Here is a 15863-nt window from a genome sequence, read left to right on the forward strand (position 1 = left end):
GTGCCTCGTGGATAGCCAGACGGGTTGATACCTCGACAGGCTACGCCTCGTAACGCTAGGTGTAAAGAGTGAGCGTCCACTAGGCTGGTCGAAACATACGTCCTTTAACAGCCGTCCAGTGAGACGGGGAAGGAGGTTGGTTTGACGAAGCACACCGTGCTCACCCAGGCCGACATCACACGCGCACTGACCCGCATCTCCCACGAGATCCTGGAGTCCAACCACGGCCCGGCGAATCTCGTGATTCTCGGCATCCCGACCCGAGGCGTGATCCTCGCGCGGCGCATCGCCGAGACCATCCGCCGCATCGAACCGGGCGCGACCGACGTGCGCGTCGGCTCCCTCGACGTGACACTGTACCGCGACGATCTCGCCCACGGTCGCACCCGCACCCCGGCACCCACGCTCGTGCCCGGCAGCATCGACGGTGCGACCGTCGTGCTCGTCGACGACGTGCTGTACTCGGGCCGCACCATTCGCGCCGCCCTCGACGCGCTCGGCGACCACGGCCGCCCGCGCATCGTGCGCCTCGCGGTGCTCGTCGACCGCGGCCACCGTGAACTGCCCATTCGCGCCGACTTTGTAGGCAAGAACCTGCCGAGTAGCGCCGACGAGCGCATCAACCTGCACCTGACCGAGACCGACGGCGACGAGTTCGTCGCCATCGAAGGAGGACGCGCCGTATGAGTACCAGCCAGAAACAGAGCACCAGCATGAGACACCTGTTGAGTACCAAGGACCTGTCCCGGGACGCGGCCATCCGACTGCTCGATGTGGCCGAAGACATGTCGGATGTCGCCACCCGCGAGGTCAAGAAGCTCCCGACCCTGCGCGGCAAGACCGTCGTCAACCTGTTCTTCGAGGACTCCACCCGCACCCGGATCTCGTTCGAGGCCGCCGCGAAGCGGCTGAGCGCCGACGTCATCAACTTCAGCGCCAAGGGCTCGAGCGTCTCGAAGGGCGAAAGCCTCAAGGACACCGCGCAGACCCTCGCCGAGATCGGCGCGGACGGCGTCGTGATTCGCCACCCCGCATCCGGTGCCCCCGCTGTGCTTGCCTCGAGCGGCTGGATCGACGCCGGCATCATCAACGCCGGCGACGGCACCCACGAGCACCCCACCCAGGCCCTGCTCGACGCGTTCACCATCCGGCGCCGCCTGCATGGCAGCGCGTCGCGCGGCAAGAGCCTCGACGGCGTCAGGGTCGCGATCGTCGGCGACATCCTGCACTCCCGCGTCGCCCGCTCCAACCTGTGGCTGCTCAACACCCTCGGCGCCGAGGTCACCTTCGTCTCCCCGCCGACCCTGGTGCCGGCGGATGTCTCGGGCTGGCCGGCGACCTTCGGCTTCGACCTCGACGCCGCCATCGACACGCAGCCCGACGTGGTCATGATGCTGCGCATCCAGGCCGAACGGATGAGCGCCGCATTTTTCCCCAACAGCCGGGAGTATTCCCGCGCCTGGGGCCTGACCGACGCGCGCTTCGACCGGCTCGGCCCGGTTAGCATTGTTATGCACCCGGGCCCGATGAATCGTGGCCTGGAGATTTCGTCCGCGGCGGCCGACTCGGCCCGTTCGACCGTGCGTGAGCAGGTCGCCAACGGTGTCTCGGTGCGCATGGCCGCGCTGTACCTGCTGTTGTCCGGAGATCGGGAGAATGCTTAATGTCGAATCAGTCTGACCTCACGTCGAGGGCCGTGCCCTACCTGATCCGCGGCGCGACCCTGCCCGACGGCACCCGCAGCGATGTGCTGCTGGCCGGCGGCCGGATCAGCGAACTCGGCATCGGCCTCAGCCACGCCGGCGCCACGGTCATCGACGCCGACGGGCTGCAGGCCCTGCCGGGCCTCGTCGACCTGCACACTCATCTGCGGGAGCCCGGCGCCGAGCAGAGCGAAACAGTGCTGACCGGCAGCCAGGCCGCGGCCCGCGGCGGTTTCACGAGCGTGTTCGCCATGGCGAACACCTCCCCGACCCAGGACACCGCCGGCGTCGTCGAGCAGGTGCTCGCCCTCGGTGAACGCGCCGGCTACGTCACCGTGCAGCCGATCGGCGCCGTCACCAAAGGCCTCGGCGGCACCCAGCTCGCCGAACTCGGCGCGATGGCGACGAGCCGCGCCCGGGTGCGGGTCTTCAGCGACGACGGCCTGTGCGTTTCTGACCCGCTGCTGATGCGCCGTGCCCTCGAATACGTCAAGGCCTTCGACGGGGTCATCGCCCAGCACTCCCAGGAACCGCGCCTGACCGAGAAAGCCCAGATGAACGAGGGCGCCCTCTCGGGCGAACTCGGCCTCGTGGGCTGGCCGGCCGTGGCGGAGGAAGCGATCATCGCCCGCGATGTGCTGCTCGCCGAACACGTCGGTTCCCGGCTGCACGTCTGCCACATCTCCACCGCCGGCAGTGTCGACGTGATCCGCTGGGCGAAGGCCCGCGGCATCAACGTGACCGCCGAGGTCACGCCGCACCATCTGCTGCTGACCGAAGACCTCGTGGTGGGCTACGACGCCCGGTTCAAGGTGAACCCGCCGCTGCGGCGCCGGGAAGACGTCGAGGCACTGCGCGCGGCCCTCGCCGACGGCACGATCGACATCGTGGCGACCGACCATGCCCCGCACCCGATCGAATCGAAGGACTGCGAGTGGGATGCCGCCGCCAACGGCATGGTGGGCCTCGAATCCGCGCTCTCGGTGGTGCAGGCATCCGTCGTCGACACCGGCCAGCTGAGCTGGGCCGACGTCGCCCGGGTACTCTCCGCGACGCCCGCACGCATCGGACGCATCGACGGCCAGGGCCAGCCCATCGCCGTCGGCGCCCCGGCCGAACTCACCCTCGTCGACCCGGCCGCTCGCCGTGTGTTCGGCCGAGCGGACCTGTCCGGGCTGAGCGCCAACTCGCCCTACCTCGACATGGCCCTGCCGGGCAGGGTGCTCGCGACCTTCCACCGCGGCGCCGCGACCGTGCTGGATGGAGTGCTGCGGCCCGCGGCCGAGGTCGCGCACCTGAACGGAGTGTTCCATGGATAGGACCCTGCCCGCGATCATCACCGGCCTCGTCGTGATCGCCCTGTTCGCGCTGATGTGGCGCAGTTGGCGGGCCCGCAAGCGCCGCGACTCCGGGCTCGACGCCGGCTACCCGGCGCCGGCGACCGACTCGGCGCCCCTCGTCAGCGTGTCCTGCCTCTACGTCGCCACGACCCCGCGCGACCGGCCGCTCGAACGCCTCGCGATCCCCGGACTCGGCTTTCGTGCCCGCGCTGACATCGCGGTGACGGATGCCGGCGTCTGGCTCTCTCCGCGCGGCGAAACTCCGGTCTACATTCCGGCGGAGGCCATCACCCTGCTCGGCCCGGCGACCGTCGCCATCGACCGCGTCGTCGAGAAAGACGGCCTGCTGCGCCTCGGCTGGCACCTCGTCGGCTCGGCCACGCCCGTCAACAGCTACTTCCGAATCACCGACGTCGGCGATCGCCGAAGGTTGACGGCAGCGATCCGCTCGCTGTCGGCCGCCACCATAACTTCCACCACTCCCGACCACGAAAGCGAGGCCTAAACCGTGGGCTACACGAATACAGAACCATCGGCCGTGCTCGTGCTGGAAGACGGCTCACGCTATGTGGGCCGCGCCTACGGCAGCGAAGGCCAGACCCTCGGCGAGATCGTCTTCGCCACCGGCATGACCGGCTATCAGGAAACCCTGACCGACCCGTCGTACGCCGGCCAGATCGTGCTCATGACCGCGCCGCACATCGGCAACACCGGCGCCAACGACGAGGACATGGAATCCCGCCAGATCTGGGTCTCCGGCTTCGTCGTGCGCGAACCGGCCCGGGTCGCGTCGAACCACCGCTCCACGCGAACCCTCGACGCCGATCTCGAGTCCGGCGGCATCGTGGGCATCAGCGGCATCGACACCCGCGCGATCACCCGCCGCATCCGCTCGGCCGGCGCGATGCGCTCCGGCATCTTCTCCGGCGACACCTTCGGGCTCTCCGATGGTGAACAGCTCGAGCGGGTGCGCGCCGGCGCGTCCATGCGCGGCCGCAACCTGAGCGACGACGTCTCGACCGTCGAACCGTTCTCCATTCCGCCCGTCGGCGAACGCATCGGCTCCGTCGCGGTGCTCGATCTCGGCGTGAAGACCAGCACGCTCAACTTTCTCGCCGAGCGCGGCTTCGAGGTTCTCGTACTGCCGCAGTCGGTGACCGCCGAGCACGTCTTGTCGCTGAAGCCGTCTGCGCTGTTCTTCTCGAACGGCCCCGGTGACCCCGCCGCGAGCGACAAGCACGTCACCCTGCTGCAGGAGGTACTGCGCGCCGGGGTGCCGTACTTCGGCATCTGCTTCGGCAACCAGCTGCTCGGCCGGGCGCTCGGGTTTCGCACCTACAAGCTGCCCTTCGGCCACCGAGGCATCAACCAGCCGGTGCTCGACAAGACCACCGGCCGGGTCGAGATCACCTCGCAGAACCACGGCTTCGCCGTGGACATGCCGATCGAGGGCGTGCACGAGTCCAAGACCGGGTTCGGCCAGGTCGAGGTGAGCCACTACAGCCTCAACGACCAGGTCGTGGAAGGCATCCGCTGCCTTGATATCGACGCGTTCTCGGTGCAGTACCACCCGGAGGCGGCCGCCGGCCCGCACGATGCCAACTACCTTTTTGACCGATTCCGGGACGTGGTGGTTGCCCGCAACCAAGCCAACGCCGACGCAGCCGCCGCTGCAGCAGGAGAGACCAAATAATGCCCAAGCGCGACGATATCAACAGCGTCCTTGTCATCGGCAGCGGCCCGATCGTGATCGGCCAGGCCTGCGAGTTCGACTACTCCGGCACCCAGGCCTGCCGCGTGCTGCGCGAAGAGGGCGTGCGCGTCATCCTCGTCAACTCCAACCCGGCGACGATCATGACCGACCCCGACTTCGCGGATGCGACGTACATCGAGCCGATCACCCCCGAAATCCTCGAGACCATCATCGCCAAGGAACGCCCCGACGCTATTTTGCCGACCCTCGGCGGCCAGACGGCGCTGAACGCGGCCATCGCGCTGCACGAGCGCGGCATCCTGGAAAAATACGACGTGGAACTGATCGGCGCGAGCTTCGACGCCATCAACAAGGGTGAAGACCGCCAGATCTTCAAGCAGCTCGTGCTCGACGCCGGCGCCGATGTGGCCCGGTCACACATCGCCCGCACCGTGGAGGAGGCCGTGGGCTTCGCCGACGACCTCGGCTACCCGCTCGTCGTGCGCCCCTCGTTCACGATGGGCGGCCTCGGCTCCGGCTTCGCCTACACCGAGGTCGAACTGCGCCGCATCGTCGGCGACGGACTGCACCACAGCCCGACCACCGAGGTGCTGCTCGAAGAGTCGATCCTGGGCTGGAAGGAGTTCGAGCTCGAAATGATGCGCGACCGCGCCGACAACACCGTCGTGGTCTGCTCGATCGAGAACGTCGACCCGGTCGGCGTGCACACCGGCGACTCGATCACCGTCGCCCCCGCCCTGACCCTGACCGACCGTGAGTTCCAGCACCTGCGTGACATCTCGATCGACATCATCCGCGCCGTCGGCGTCGACACCGGCGGCTGCAACATCCAGTTCGCCATCAACCCCGCCGACGGCCGCATCATCGTGATCGAGATGAACCCGCGGGTGTCCCGCTCCTCCGCCCTTGCGAGCAAGGCCACCGGCTTTCCGATCGCGAAGATCGCCGCGAAGCTCGCCATCGGTTACCGCCTCGACGAGATCCCCAACGACATCACCGGCGTCACCCCGGCAAGCTTCGAGCCGACCCTCGACTACGTCGTCGTCAAGGTGCCGCGGTTCGCGTTCGAGAAGTTCCCGGCCGCCGACCCGCGCCTCACCACGACCATGAAGTCGGTCGGTGAGGCGATGGCGATCGGCCGCAACTACGCCTCCGCGCTGCAGAAGGCGCTGCGCTCGCTCGAAAAGCGCGGCTCGTCCTTCCACTGGGGCGCCGAGACCCGTACCCTCGACGAGCTGCTGATCGAGTGCGAGATCCCGACCGACGGCCGCATCGTCACGGTGCAGCAGGCCTTCCGCAAGGGCGCCACCATCGAGCAGCTCTTCGAGGCGACCAAGATCGACCCGTGGTTCCTCGACCAGATCGTGCTGATCAACGAGGTCGCCGCCGCGGTCGCCGCGGCCGAACGCCTCGACATCGATATCCTCCGTCACGCCAAGGACCACGGCTTCTCCGACGCCCAGATCGGTGAGCTGCGCGGCTTCGGCGAAGCGGATGTCCGCGCCGTGCGTCACATTCTCGGCCTCCGCCCGGTCTTCAAGACCGTCGACACCTGTGCGGGGGAGTTCCCGGCCCTCACGCCGTACCACTACTCCAGCTACGACCAGGAGACCGAGGTCGTGCCGAGCGACCGCCGTAAGGTCGTCATCCTGGGCTCCGGCCCGAACCGCATCGGCCAGGGCGTCGAGTTCGACTACTCCTGCGTGCACGCCTCCTTCGCCCTCTCCGAGGCCGGCTACGAGACGATCATGATCAACTGCAACCCCGAGACGGTCTCCACCGACTACGACACGAGCGACCGGCTCTACTTCGAGCCGCTCACCCTGGAGGACGTGCTCGAGGTCATCCACGCCGAGAGCCAGAGCGGCGAACTCGTCGGCGTCGTCGTGCAGCTCGGCGGCCAGACCGCCCTGGGTCTCGCCCGCGGCCTCGAGGCGGCCGGCATCCCGATCCTCGGGACCACGCCCGATGCGATCGACCTCGCCGAAGAGCGCGGACTGTTCTCCGACATCCTCGACGCCGCCGGCCTGCTCGCCCCCCGCAACGGTGTCGCCACCGACTACGCCGGCGCCGTCGTCGCGGCGGAGGAGATCGGCTACCCCGTGCTCGTGCGCCCGAGCTACGTGCTCGGCGGCCGCGGCATGGAGATCATCTACGACTCACCATCACTCGCGGATTACTTCACCCGCATGAAGGGGCAGGGCATCATCGGCCCGTCGCATCCGCTGCTCGTCGACCGTTTTCTCGACGACGCGATCGAGATCGACGTCGACGCGATCTTCGACGGCACCGACCTCTACATCGGCGGCGTCATGGAGCACATCGAGGAGGCGGGCATCCACTCCGGCGACTCGAGCTGCACCCTGCCGCCCGTCACCCTGGGACGGGCCGAAATCGACCGCGTACGCGAGGCCACCCTCGGCATCGCTCGCGGCATCGGCGTCAAGGGCCTGCTCAACGTGCAGTTCGCGATCGGCGCCGGAGTGCTCTACGTGCTCGAGGCGAACCCGCGGGCCAGCCGCACGGTGCCCTTCGTCGCGAAGGCACTCGGCATCACCCTCGCCAAGGCCGCGGCGCTGATCATGGTCGGCAAGACCATCAAGGAACTGAAAGCCGAAGGCAAACTGCCCGAGATCGACGGCTCGCGCGTGCCGATGGAGGCCCCCGTCGCCGTCAAGGAGGCCGTCTTGCCCTTCAACCGGTTCCGCACCCCCGAGGGACTCGTCGTCGACTCCGTTCTCGGCCCGGAGATGCGCTCCACCGGCGAGGTCATGGGCATCGACCGCGACTTCCCCCGCGCCTTCGCGAAGAGCCAGCTCGCCGCGTACGGCGGAATCCCGCTCTCCGGCACGGTCTTCGTGTCGGTCTCCGACCGGGACAAGCGTGCGATCATCCTGCCTATGCTGCGCCTGCAGCAGCTCGGCTACGAGATCGCCGCGACCATCGGAACCGCCGAAATCCTGCAGCGCAACGGCATCCGGGCTCGCGTCGTCACGAAATTCAGCGACAAGGCCGACGAGGACGACGTGTCGATCGTCGAGCTGATTCGCCGCGAAGAGATCCAGATCGTGATCAACACCCCCGGCGGCCGCACGGCCCGGGCCGACGGCTACGAGATCCGCGCGGCCGCCGTCGCCGGCGACCTGCCGCTCTTCACGACGATCGCCGAGCTCAGCGCGGCCGTCGCCTCGATCGACGCCATTCGCGACGGCTTCGAGGTGACCAGCCTGCAGGAGTACGCCACCGCCCGGACGGCCCTCCTGTGATGAGCCAGGCTGCGGCGTCGCACACGACGACGGATGCCGCGGCGTCACCCTTCGGGGATCGCCTCGCCCGCGTGTTCGCCGAGCAGGGACGCCTCTGCGTGGGCATCGACCCGCACGCGTTTCTCCTGGCTGACTGGGACCTGCCCGACACGGCGGCCGGGGCCGAGTCCTTCGGCCGCACGGTCGTCGCGGCCGCGGCCGGTTCGGTTGGCATCATCAAACCGCAGGTCGCCTTCTACGAGCGTTTCGGCTCGCAGGGCTACGTCGCCCTCGAACGGGTACTGCAGGACGCCCGCGATGCCGGGCTGCTGGTCATCGCCGATGTGAAGCGCGGCGACCTCGGCACGAGCGTCGACGCCTACGGCGCCGGCTGGCTCGGTGCGGGTTCACCGCTCGAGGTGGATGCCATCACGGTCAGCGCCTACATGGGCCTCGGCTCGCTCGACGGCCTCATCGACCTCGCCGCCGCGCGCGGCAAGGGCCTCTTCGTGCTCGCGGCGACCTCCAACCCGGAGGCCGCCGAGATCCAGCAGGCGATCGTCGCGGGCGGCCCGCACGCCGGGAAGTCCGTGGCCCGCACCATTCTGGAACAGGTGGCCGAGCGCAATGCGCGCGCGGCGGCATCCGCTTCGAACCGTTCACAGATCGGATCGATCGGTGTGGTGCTCGGCGCCACGCTCGACCTGCACGACTTCGGCATCGATACGACGGATGTCGCGTCCCGCGGCCTGACCCCGGTGCTCGCGCCGGGCTTCGGTCACCAGGGCGGAAATATTTCCAACCTGGTCGGGCTATATGGGGGATACTCGAAGAGCGTTATCGTGAGTGAATCGCGAAGTGTGCTTGCGGCCGGCCCCGCTCGGCTGGCCGAGTCGATCGTTCGTCGAGTCGCCGAGGTAGGAGCAATCCGTGGCTGAAGTTTCTTCAAGGAATCGCCCCACACCACCGGAGGTTGACCGGGTCGCGGCCTCCCGCGCCGCCGTCGCCGCCCGGCGCGCCCGAGCCGCCGTGAAGGCACAGATCGCCGGGGGAGAGCGCACCGCACTCGACGTGCTGTCCGCCGCGCTCGGCGACCCCACCGGCGTCGAGGGGCGCCTGCGCGTCACCGAACTTCTCATCAGTATTCCCGCGATCGGCGTCACGAAAATGCAGCGCATTATGCACCGGCTTGAAATTTCTCCCTCGAAGCGCCTCGGCGGTCTCGGCACCCATCAGCGCGACCGGCTGCGTGACTTTCTCAGCGAGCGGCCCTCGCTGCGGCACGGTTCACCCGATTCCCGCCTCGTCGTGCTCGCCGGCCCGACCGCCGTCGGCAAGGGAACCGTCGCCGCCTATATTCGCGAGAACTACCCCAACGTGCACCTGTCGGTCTCGGCGACGACGCGCACGCCCCGCCCCGGCGAGGTCGAGGGCGTCAGCTACTTCTTCGTCACCGACGAGCAGTTCGACCAGATGATCGAAGCGAACGAACTGCTCGAGTACGCCACCGTGCACAACGCGTACCGTTACGGAACCCCGCGCGGCCCGGTTGATGCGGCCATCGCCGCGGGAAACAGCGTGCTGCTCGAGATCGACCTGCAGGGTGCCCGCGCCGTGCGCCGCGCCATGCCCGAGGCTCGCCTGGTGTTTCTGCTGCCGCCCACCTGGGACGAACTCGTGCGTCGCCTGATCGGCCGCGGCACCGAGGATTCCGCCGAACAGGCCCGCCGGCTGCAGACCGCGAAGCTCGAATTGGCCGCCCAGGGCGAGTTCGACTACCGCGTTGTGAACCACGATGTGGGAGAAGCGGCCCGCGAGGTCGTAGACTTGATGCAGATTCGCGAGGCGACCACTTCATAGCGCCCGCTTGCAAGCTTTTGTTCGTTGATTGTGTTCTAAAACTCTAAAGGAGTGCGTCAGTATGACCACCAAGCTCACCGGCATCATTGATCCGCCCATCGACGACCTGCTCTCCAAGGTCGACTCGAAGTACGCCCTCGTGATCTTCGCGTCGAAGCGCGCGCGTCAGATCAACGATTACTACGCCGACCTGCACGAAGGCAGCCTGTTCGACAACGTCGGACCGCTCGTCGACTCGACCGTCGACGACAAGCCCCTCTCCGTCGCCCTGCGCGAGATCAACGAGGACAAGCTCACCTCACGCCCGATCGTCGAGCCGTAACTCTCGTCATCCGTCAGGACACGGCACCAGCGCGCACGATGGTGACAGCCCGCACGATTGTCGTCGGTATTACCGGTGGGATCGCAGCGTATAAGGCCGTCAGTGTCGTGCGCGCTTGTGTGTTGCACGGCGATGACGTGCACGTCATCGCAACCGAGGCCGCCCTGCGGTTCATCGGCAAACCGACCCTCGAAGCCATCAGCCGAAACCCCGTGCACACTGACCTCTACGAGGGTGTCGCCGCGGTGCGGCACGTGTCGATCGGACAGTCCGCCGACGTCATCGTCATCGTTCCCGCGACCGCGAACACCCTCGCGAAGATCACGGCAGGCCTTGCCGACGACCTGCTCGGCAACACGATCCTCGCCAGCACCGCCCCGCTCATCGTGGCGCCGGCGATGCACACCGAGATGTGGAACAATCCCGCGACCGTCGCCAACGTGGCGACCCTGCGAGCACGCGGCGTCACCTTTGTCGGGCCGGCAATCGGTCAGCTCACCGGAACGGATGTCGGCGCCGGCCGCCTCGAAGAGCCCGAGACCATTGTCGCCGCGGTCTATGCCGTGCTGGATGCGACGTCGACCCGGCAGGATCTGTCCGGAAAACACGTTCTGATCAGTGCCGGCGGAACCCGGGAGCCCCTCGACCCGGTGCGCTTTCTCGGAAACCGTTCCAGCGGCAAGCAGGGCGTCGCGCTGGCCGAAGCGGCCGTAGCGCGCGGGGCATCCGTCACCCTCGTCGCCGCGCACCTCGAAGTGAGCCCGCCGGGCGGTGTCACCCTCGTCAGCGTCAGTACCGCGCTCGAGATGCACGAGCGCCTGCGCGTGCTCGCCGATACGGCCGACGTCGTGATCATGGCTGCCGCCGTGGCCGATTACCGGCCGCGAGAGGTGCAGCAGGGAAAGATCAAGAAGGATGAGGTCGGCGACACGCTGACCCTCGAACTCGTTAAAAACCCCGACATCCTGGCCGGCCTGACCGCCGCCCGGCGCCCGGGACAGGTCATCGTCGGCTTTGCAGCCGAGACTGAAAGCGACCCCGACGCGCTGCTCGCGCTCGCCCGCACCAAGCTCGCCCGTAAGGGCTGCGATTTCCTGGTCGTGAACCGGGTCGGCTGGTCCGAGGGCTTCGCCACAGACGGTAGTGCGATCACGGTGCTCGATCGCTCCGGAGCTATAGTGACAGAGGCCTCCGGAACGAAAATGTCGGTGGCCACTTCTATTCTTGACGCACTCGGTTCCTAGCTGTCGTCACTGCTAGGCCGAGGCAGTCCACCTTTTTTCTACAGCCGCCGAATTTGCTAATAGTTCAGCGCAGACGGGCCAGATGAGCGAGCTTCGCCTCTTCACTTCCGAATCAGTCACCGAGGGTCACCCCGATAAGATCTGCGACCAGATCTCGGACAGCATCCTTGACGCACTCCTCACGGAGGACCCGCACAGCCGGGTCGCCGTGGAGACCCTCGTCACCACGGGCCTCGTGCACGTCGCCGGAGAGGTCTCGACCGAGGGCTACGTGGAGATCCCGTCGATCGTGCGCAAGTGCATCACCGACATCGGCTACGACTCCTCCGACGTCTGGTTCGATGGCCGCTCCTGCGGCGTCGAGATCTCCATCGGTGGCCAGTCACCCGACATCGCGCAGGGCGTCGACGACGCCTTCGAGAGCCGCGAGCAATCCAGCGACGACGTCTTCGACCGTCAGGGCGCCGGCGACCAGGGCATCATGTTCGGCTACGCGACCCGGGAGACCCCCGAGCTGATGCCGATCCCGATCTGGATCGCGCACCGCCTCGCCGAGCAGCTCGCCGCCGTGCGCAAGAGCGGCGAACTGGACTACCTGCGCCCCGACGGTAAAACCCAGGTCACCATCGGCTACGACGGCATCGTGCCGCGCACCGTCGAAACCGTCGTGCTGTCCACCCAGCACGCGCCATCCGTCACGACGGCCCGGCTGCGCGCCGAGGTCGAAGAGCTCGTCATTCGCCCGGTGCTCGCCCGCGTCGACCTCGATTCGTCAAAGCTGAACACCCTGATCAACCCGACAGGCCGGTTCGAGATCGGTGGCCCGCAGGGCGACGCCGGCCTGACCGGCCGCAAGATCATCATCGACACCTACGGCGGATCCAGCCGGCACGGCGGCGGCGCCTTCAGCGGCAAGGACCCGTCGAAAGTCGACCGCTCGGCCGCCTACGCCATGCGCTGGGTCGCCAAGAACGCCGTCGCCGCCGGGCTCGCCGAACGGCTCGAAATCCAGGTCGCCTACGCGATCGGCAAGGCTGCCCCGGTCGGCCTCTACGTGGAGACCTTTGGCACCGGCACCTTGCCCGACCATGTCATCACCGCCGCGATCCGGGAGGTCTTCGACCTGCGGCCGGCCGCGATCATCCATGATCTCGACCTGCTCCGCCCGATCTACGCGCAGACCGCGACCTACGGCCACTTCGGGCGCGAGCTGCCCGACTTCACCTGGGAGCGCCTCGACCGGGTCGACGACCTGCGTAGCGCCGCCAAGCTGTAGGGCGTCGTGCCGCACACCGGGCTCGTTGCACGGGTGCTCATCGATTCTCCGCTGCCCCAGCTCGACCACCTCTTCGACTATGGCATTCCCGCTGAGATGGTCGACCTTGTGACACCGGGGGTGCGGGTGCGAGTGCCGTTCCGCTCCGGCGGACGCATCGTCGACGGCTACGTCATCGAGGTGTTCGACCGGGCCGTGGTGGCCGCCGAGGCCCAGGCCGCGGCGCGGTCGGCGACCACGTCGGCACTGGCCGCCCCCGAGGCACCGTTCCTCGGCGCGCTCAGCCCGCTCGACGGTGTCGTCTCGACCGCGGCGGTGCTGCGCCCCGAGGTGTACCGGCTGGCCCGCAGCGTGGCCGACCGGGCCGCCGGGAACGCGAGTGACGTTATTCGTCTGGGCGTGCCGCCGCGTGCGGTGCGGGTGGAGAAGGCCTGGCTGGCCGCGCGGGCCGCCTCGGCCGAGGCTCAGCAGACGGATGCCGCGGTGCCGGCGGCCGCGGACGTACTCGCCGAGCCCGCCCGCGCGCTGGTCGCACCGTTTTTCTCCGGGTACCCCACCGGGCGGCTCGACACCGGCGTAATGAACCGGGAACGGCTCGCGGTCGCCGCGATCCCAGAGGTCATCACCCTCGCCAGCGGTCGCACGGTGGGCCGCTGGGCCGTGACCCTCGCCGAACTGGGACTGGCGACCCTCGGCACCGGGCATAGCGCGATTCTCTGCGTGCCGGACTTTCGCGACCAGGACCAACTGCAGGCCGCGCTCGACGACCTCGCGCCGACGCTCGTCGCCGACTCCGGCGTCACTCGGGTGGATGCCCGGCAGGCGAACCCTGCGCGCTACAAGGCGTTTCTCGGACTGCTCGACGACCGGCCGCGCATCATCATCGGCAACCGCTCGGCCGTCTACGCGCCGGCATTCCGCCTCGGCCTGATCGCCCTCTGGGACGACGGCGATCCGCTCTACTCCGAACCGCTCAGCCCCTACGTGCACGCGCGCGATGCCGCCCTGGTGCGCCGCGAACAGGCCGACTGCGCCCTCGTGCTGCTCAGCCACTCCCGCAGCGTCGAAGCCGAACGCCTCGTCGAGATCGGCTGGCTCGCGGCGGTGCACCCGGCGAAGAACCGGCATCCGCGGGTGATTCCCACCGATTTTCAGAGTGAGCCCGACCCGCAGGCCCGGGCCGCCCGCATCCCGTCGGCGGCGTGGCAGGCGGCGCGAGCAGCGCTTGCGCAGGGGCCCGTGCTCGTGCAGGTCGCGAGCCCCGGATACGCGCCGATGCTCGCCTGCCAGAGTTGCAAGAAGGCCGCCCGCTGCACCACCTGTCAGGGCCCGCTCGGCCTCGCCTCCCGCAGCGCGGTGCCGGCCTGCCGCTGGTGCGGCGCCCTCGCCGCCGGCTGGGCCTGCGTGCACTGCGAAGCCACGAACCTGCGGGTGACGTCGATGGGCACGGGACGCACGGCCGAGGAGCTCGGGCGGGCGTTCCCGGGCGCCCGCGTGATCGTCGCCGACGGCGACCACACCATTCAGGAGCTCGGCCCCGAACCGGCCCTCGTGATCGCGACCCGCGGCGCCGAACCGATCCCGACCGGCGGCTACCGGGCCATCCTGCTGCTCGACGGGGAGCGGATGCTCGCCCGCGAATCCCTGCGGGTGGGGGAGGACTGCCTGCGCTGGTGGTCGAACGCGGCGGCGCTGGCCGCGCCCGGCGCATCCGTGCTGCTCGCCGGCGTCGGTGGCGCCCTCGCGAGCGCGTTGAACGCCTGGCAGCCCGAGGTCTTCGCCGCGAGCGAGCTGAGCGACCGGCGTCAGCTGCGGTTTCCGCCGGCCGTGCGGGTCGCCTCGGTCACCGGCACCCCAAACGATGTGGCGGCGGCCCTCGCCGACCTCACCGGCCAGGTCAACGCGGGGGCGCTGCCCGGCCTCGACGTGCTCGGACCGGTCCCGGCCGAGAACGAGCAGAACCAGGTGCGGGCCGTGGTGCGCTTCGGCTACGCGAGCGGCGCCGGCGTCGCGCACAGCCTGAAGGCATCCGTCGTGCGCAATGCGGCCCGCAGACGGCGACCGAAGTCGGGCTCGTTCGTGCCGACGCCTACACTTAAGGTTCGATTCGACGATCCCGAGCTGCTCTGATTCCAGCTCGTGTAAAGGCTGCACATGAAACTGATCTTTGCCGGAACCCCCGCGGTGGCCGTGCCCAGCCTGCTCGCCCTCGCCGCGACCGACCACTCGATTGCCACCGTGATCACCCGAGCGGATGCCCCCCTCGGTCGCAAACGCACTCTCACGCCGTCCCCGGTCGCCGCCGCAGCGGAGTCGCTCGGATTCCCGGTACTCAAGACCAACCGCCTCGACGACGCCGCGACGGAGCAGATCGCCGCCCTGCGGCCCGACCTCGGCGTGATCGTCGCGTACGGCGGTATCGTGCGTGAGCCGCTCTTGTCGGTGCCGCGTCTCGGCTGGATCAACCTGCATTTCTCGCTGCTTCCGCGCTGGCGCGGCGCCAGCCCGGTGCAGCGCGCGGTGATCGCCGGCGATGAGCTGTCGGGCGCTGCGGTGTTCCAGCTCGTGCGTGAACTCGACGCCGGCGCGGTCTTCGGGCAGACCCGCGAGCCGATCGGTGCGCACACAACCTCGGGGCAGCTTCTCGAGAGCCTCAGTGTGAGCGGCGCGGAGCTGCTCGTGCGCGTCGTCGCGGCGCTGGCCGACGGCACCGCGGAGTCCGTCGAGCAGGCCGGCGAGGTCACCCTCGCCCCGAAACTGACGATCGACGACGCCCGGGTGGACTGGACCCAGCCGGCCGACGTCGTCTACAACCGCGTGCGCGGCGTCACGCCGGAGCCCGGCGCGTTTACCACCGTCGACGGTGCACGGTTTAAGCTTCACGAGGTCGCTCCCGTTTATGACACGGCGGCCCTGCCCGCAGGCATGATCTGCGAGCGAGACAAGAAAGTGCTGGTTGGCACGGGATCGGAGCCGCTTGAGCTTCTCTCGGTGCAACCCGCCGGAAAGACGGTTATGACAGCAGCAGACTGGTGGCGCGGAATTTCGGTCTCCGAGGTGATGGCGTCATGAGCGCTGACCAGGGTGGCCGGCAGCGCCAGCCGCGCGTGAGCCAGCCCCGCGACGGCCAGCCGCGCCGCCCGGCGTCCGCGCGCCGGG

General features: G+C 68.8%; 13 protein-coding genes. All 13 read left to right on the forward strand.

What is annotated here, in order from left to right:
* Nucleotides 1-141: 141 nt before the first annotated feature.
* The 13 genes from pyrR to fmt all read left to right on the forward strand — a co-directional run bounded on the left by pyrR (nt 142) and on the right by fmt (nt 15776).
* On the forward strand, nt 142-687 hold the full coding sequence (gene pyrR / locus D6T64_RS06705; protein ID WP_119973436.1) for a bifunctional pyr operon transcriptional regulator/uracil phosphoribosyltransferase PyrR: 546 nt from the start codon (nt 142-144) through the stop codon (nt 685-687).
* Nucleotides 688-713: 26 nt separating this feature from the next.
* A complete protein-coding gene (locus D6T64_RS06710) occupies nt 714-1664 on the forward strand; it encodes an aspartate carbamoyltransferase catalytic subunit (RefSeq protein WP_119973474.1) in 951 nt (316 codons plus the stop codon).
* The gene (locus tag D6T64_RS06715) at nt 1664-3022 is read left to right on the forward strand and encodes a dihydroorotase (RefSeq protein WP_119973439.1); all 1359 of its coding nucleotides are present in this window, start codon (nt 1664-1666) and stop codon (nt 3020-3022) included. The genes D6T64_RS06710 and D6T64_RS06715 overlap by 1 nt, the downstream gene beginning before the upstream one ends.
* Entirely contained in the window at nt 3015-3548 is a 534-nt protein-coding gene (locus D6T64_RS06720; protein WP_119973441.1) for a PH-like domain-containing protein, read from the forward strand. Before D6T64_RS06715 ends, D6T64_RS06720 begins: the two co-directional genes overlap by 8 nt.
* Before the next feature lie 3 nt (nt 3549-3551).
* Nucleotides 3552-4736 carry a glutamine-hydrolyzing carbamoyl-phosphate synthase small subunit gene (gene carA / locus D6T64_RS06725; protein ID WP_233550880.1) on the forward strand — a complete coding sequence of 395 codons (1185 nt, stop codon included), beginning with the start codon at nt 3552-3554 and terminating at the stop codon, nt 4734-4736.
* A complete protein-coding gene (gene carB / locus D6T64_RS06730) occupies nt 4736-8023 on the forward strand; it encodes a carbamoyl-phosphate synthase large subunit (protein WP_119973443.1) in 3288 nt (1095 codons plus the stop codon). Before carA ends, carB begins: the two co-directional genes overlap by 1 nt.
* On the forward strand, nt 8023-8940 hold the full coding sequence (gene pyrF / locus D6T64_RS06735) for an orotidine-5'-phosphate decarboxylase (RefSeq protein ID WP_119973445.1): 918 nt from the start codon (nt 8023-8025) through the stop codon (nt 8938-8940). The genes carB and pyrF overlap by 1 nt, the downstream gene beginning before the upstream one ends.
* Nucleotides 8933-9862 carry a guanylate kinase gene (gene gmk, locus D6T64_RS06740; RefSeq protein ID WP_119973447.1) on the forward strand — a complete coding sequence of 310 codons (930 nt, stop codon included), beginning with the start codon at nt 8933-8935 and terminating at the stop codon, nt 9860-9862. Before pyrF ends, gmk begins: the two co-directional genes overlap by 8 nt.
* A 61-nt stretch (nt 9863-9923) precedes the next feature.
* Nucleotides 9924-10184: a DNA-directed RNA polymerase subunit omega gene (gene rpoZ, locus D6T64_RS06745; RefSeq protein WP_119973450.1), complete on the forward strand. Its 261-nt coding sequence runs from the start codon at nt 9924-9926 to the stop codon at nt 10182-10184.
* A 38-nt stretch (nt 10185-10222) separates the two neighbouring features.
* The gene (coaBC, locus tag D6T64_RS06750) at nt 10223-11428 is read left to right on the forward strand and encodes a bifunctional phosphopantothenoylcysteine decarboxylase/phosphopantothenate--cysteine ligase CoaBC (protein WP_119973453.1); all 1206 of its coding nucleotides are present in this window, start codon (nt 10223-10225) and stop codon (nt 11426-11428) included.
* Nucleotides 11429-11510: 82 nt separating this feature from the next.
* Entirely contained in the window at nt 11511-12704 is a 1194-nt protein-coding gene (metK, locus tag D6T64_RS06755) for a methionine adenosyltransferase (RefSeq protein ID WP_119973455.1), read from the forward strand.
* 6 nt (nt 12705-12710) lie between these two features.
* Entirely contained in the window at nt 12711-14834 is a 2124-nt protein-coding gene (locus D6T64_RS06760; protein WP_119973457.1) for a primosomal protein N' family DNA-binding protein, read from the forward strand.
* Between the two features lie 24 nt (nt 14835-14858).
* Complete coding sequence (gene fmt, locus D6T64_RS06765; protein WP_119973459.1) at nt 14859-15776, forward strand: methionyl-tRNA formyltransferase; 918 nt, start codon at nt 14859-14861, stop codon at nt 15774-15776.
* Nucleotides 15777-15863: the final 87 nt, after the last annotated feature.

The organism is Cryobacterium melibiosiphilum (genome assembly GCF_003602235.1).
GTDB lineage: Bacteria > Actinomycetota > Actinomycetes > Actinomycetales > Microbacteriaceae > Cryobacterium > Cryobacterium melibiosiphilum.

Excerpts from the sequence above, each read along its gene's own strand:
- coaBC (WP_119973453.1), top strand. The coding sequence starts at position 10,223 with ATGGTGACAGCCCGCACGATTGTCGTCGGTATTACCGGTGGGATCGCA.
- D6T64_RS06715 (WP_119973439.1), top strand. The coding sequence starts at position 1,664 with ATGTCGAATCAGTCTGACCTCACGTCGAGGGCCGTGCCCTACCTGATC.
- carB (WP_119973443.1), top strand. The coding sequence starts at position 4,736 with ATGCCCAAGCGCGACGATATCAACAGCGTCCTTGTCATCGGCAGCGGC.
- pyrF (WP_119973445.1), top strand. The coding sequence starts at position 8,023 with ATGAGCCAGGCTGCGGCGTCGCACACGACGACGGATGCCGCGGCGTCA.
- metK (WP_119973455.1), top strand. The coding sequence starts at position 11,511 with ATGAGCGAGCTTCGCCTCTTCACTTCCGAATCAGTCACCGAGGGTCAC.
- D6T64_RS06720 (WP_119973441.1), top strand. The coding sequence starts at position 3,015 with ATGGATAGGACCCTGCCCGCGATCATCACCGGCCTCGTCGTGATCGCC.
- D6T64_RS06710 (WP_119973474.1), top strand. The coding sequence starts at position 714 with ATGAGACACCTGTTGAGTACCAAGGACCTGTCCCGGGACGCGGCCATC.
- fmt (WP_119973459.1), top strand. The coding sequence starts at position 14,859 with ATGAAACTGATCTTTGCCGGAACCCCCGCGGTGGCCGTGCCCAGCCTG.
- rpoZ (WP_119973450.1), top strand. The coding sequence starts at position 9,924 with ATGACCACCAAGCTCACCGGCATCATTGATCCGCCCATCGACGACCTG.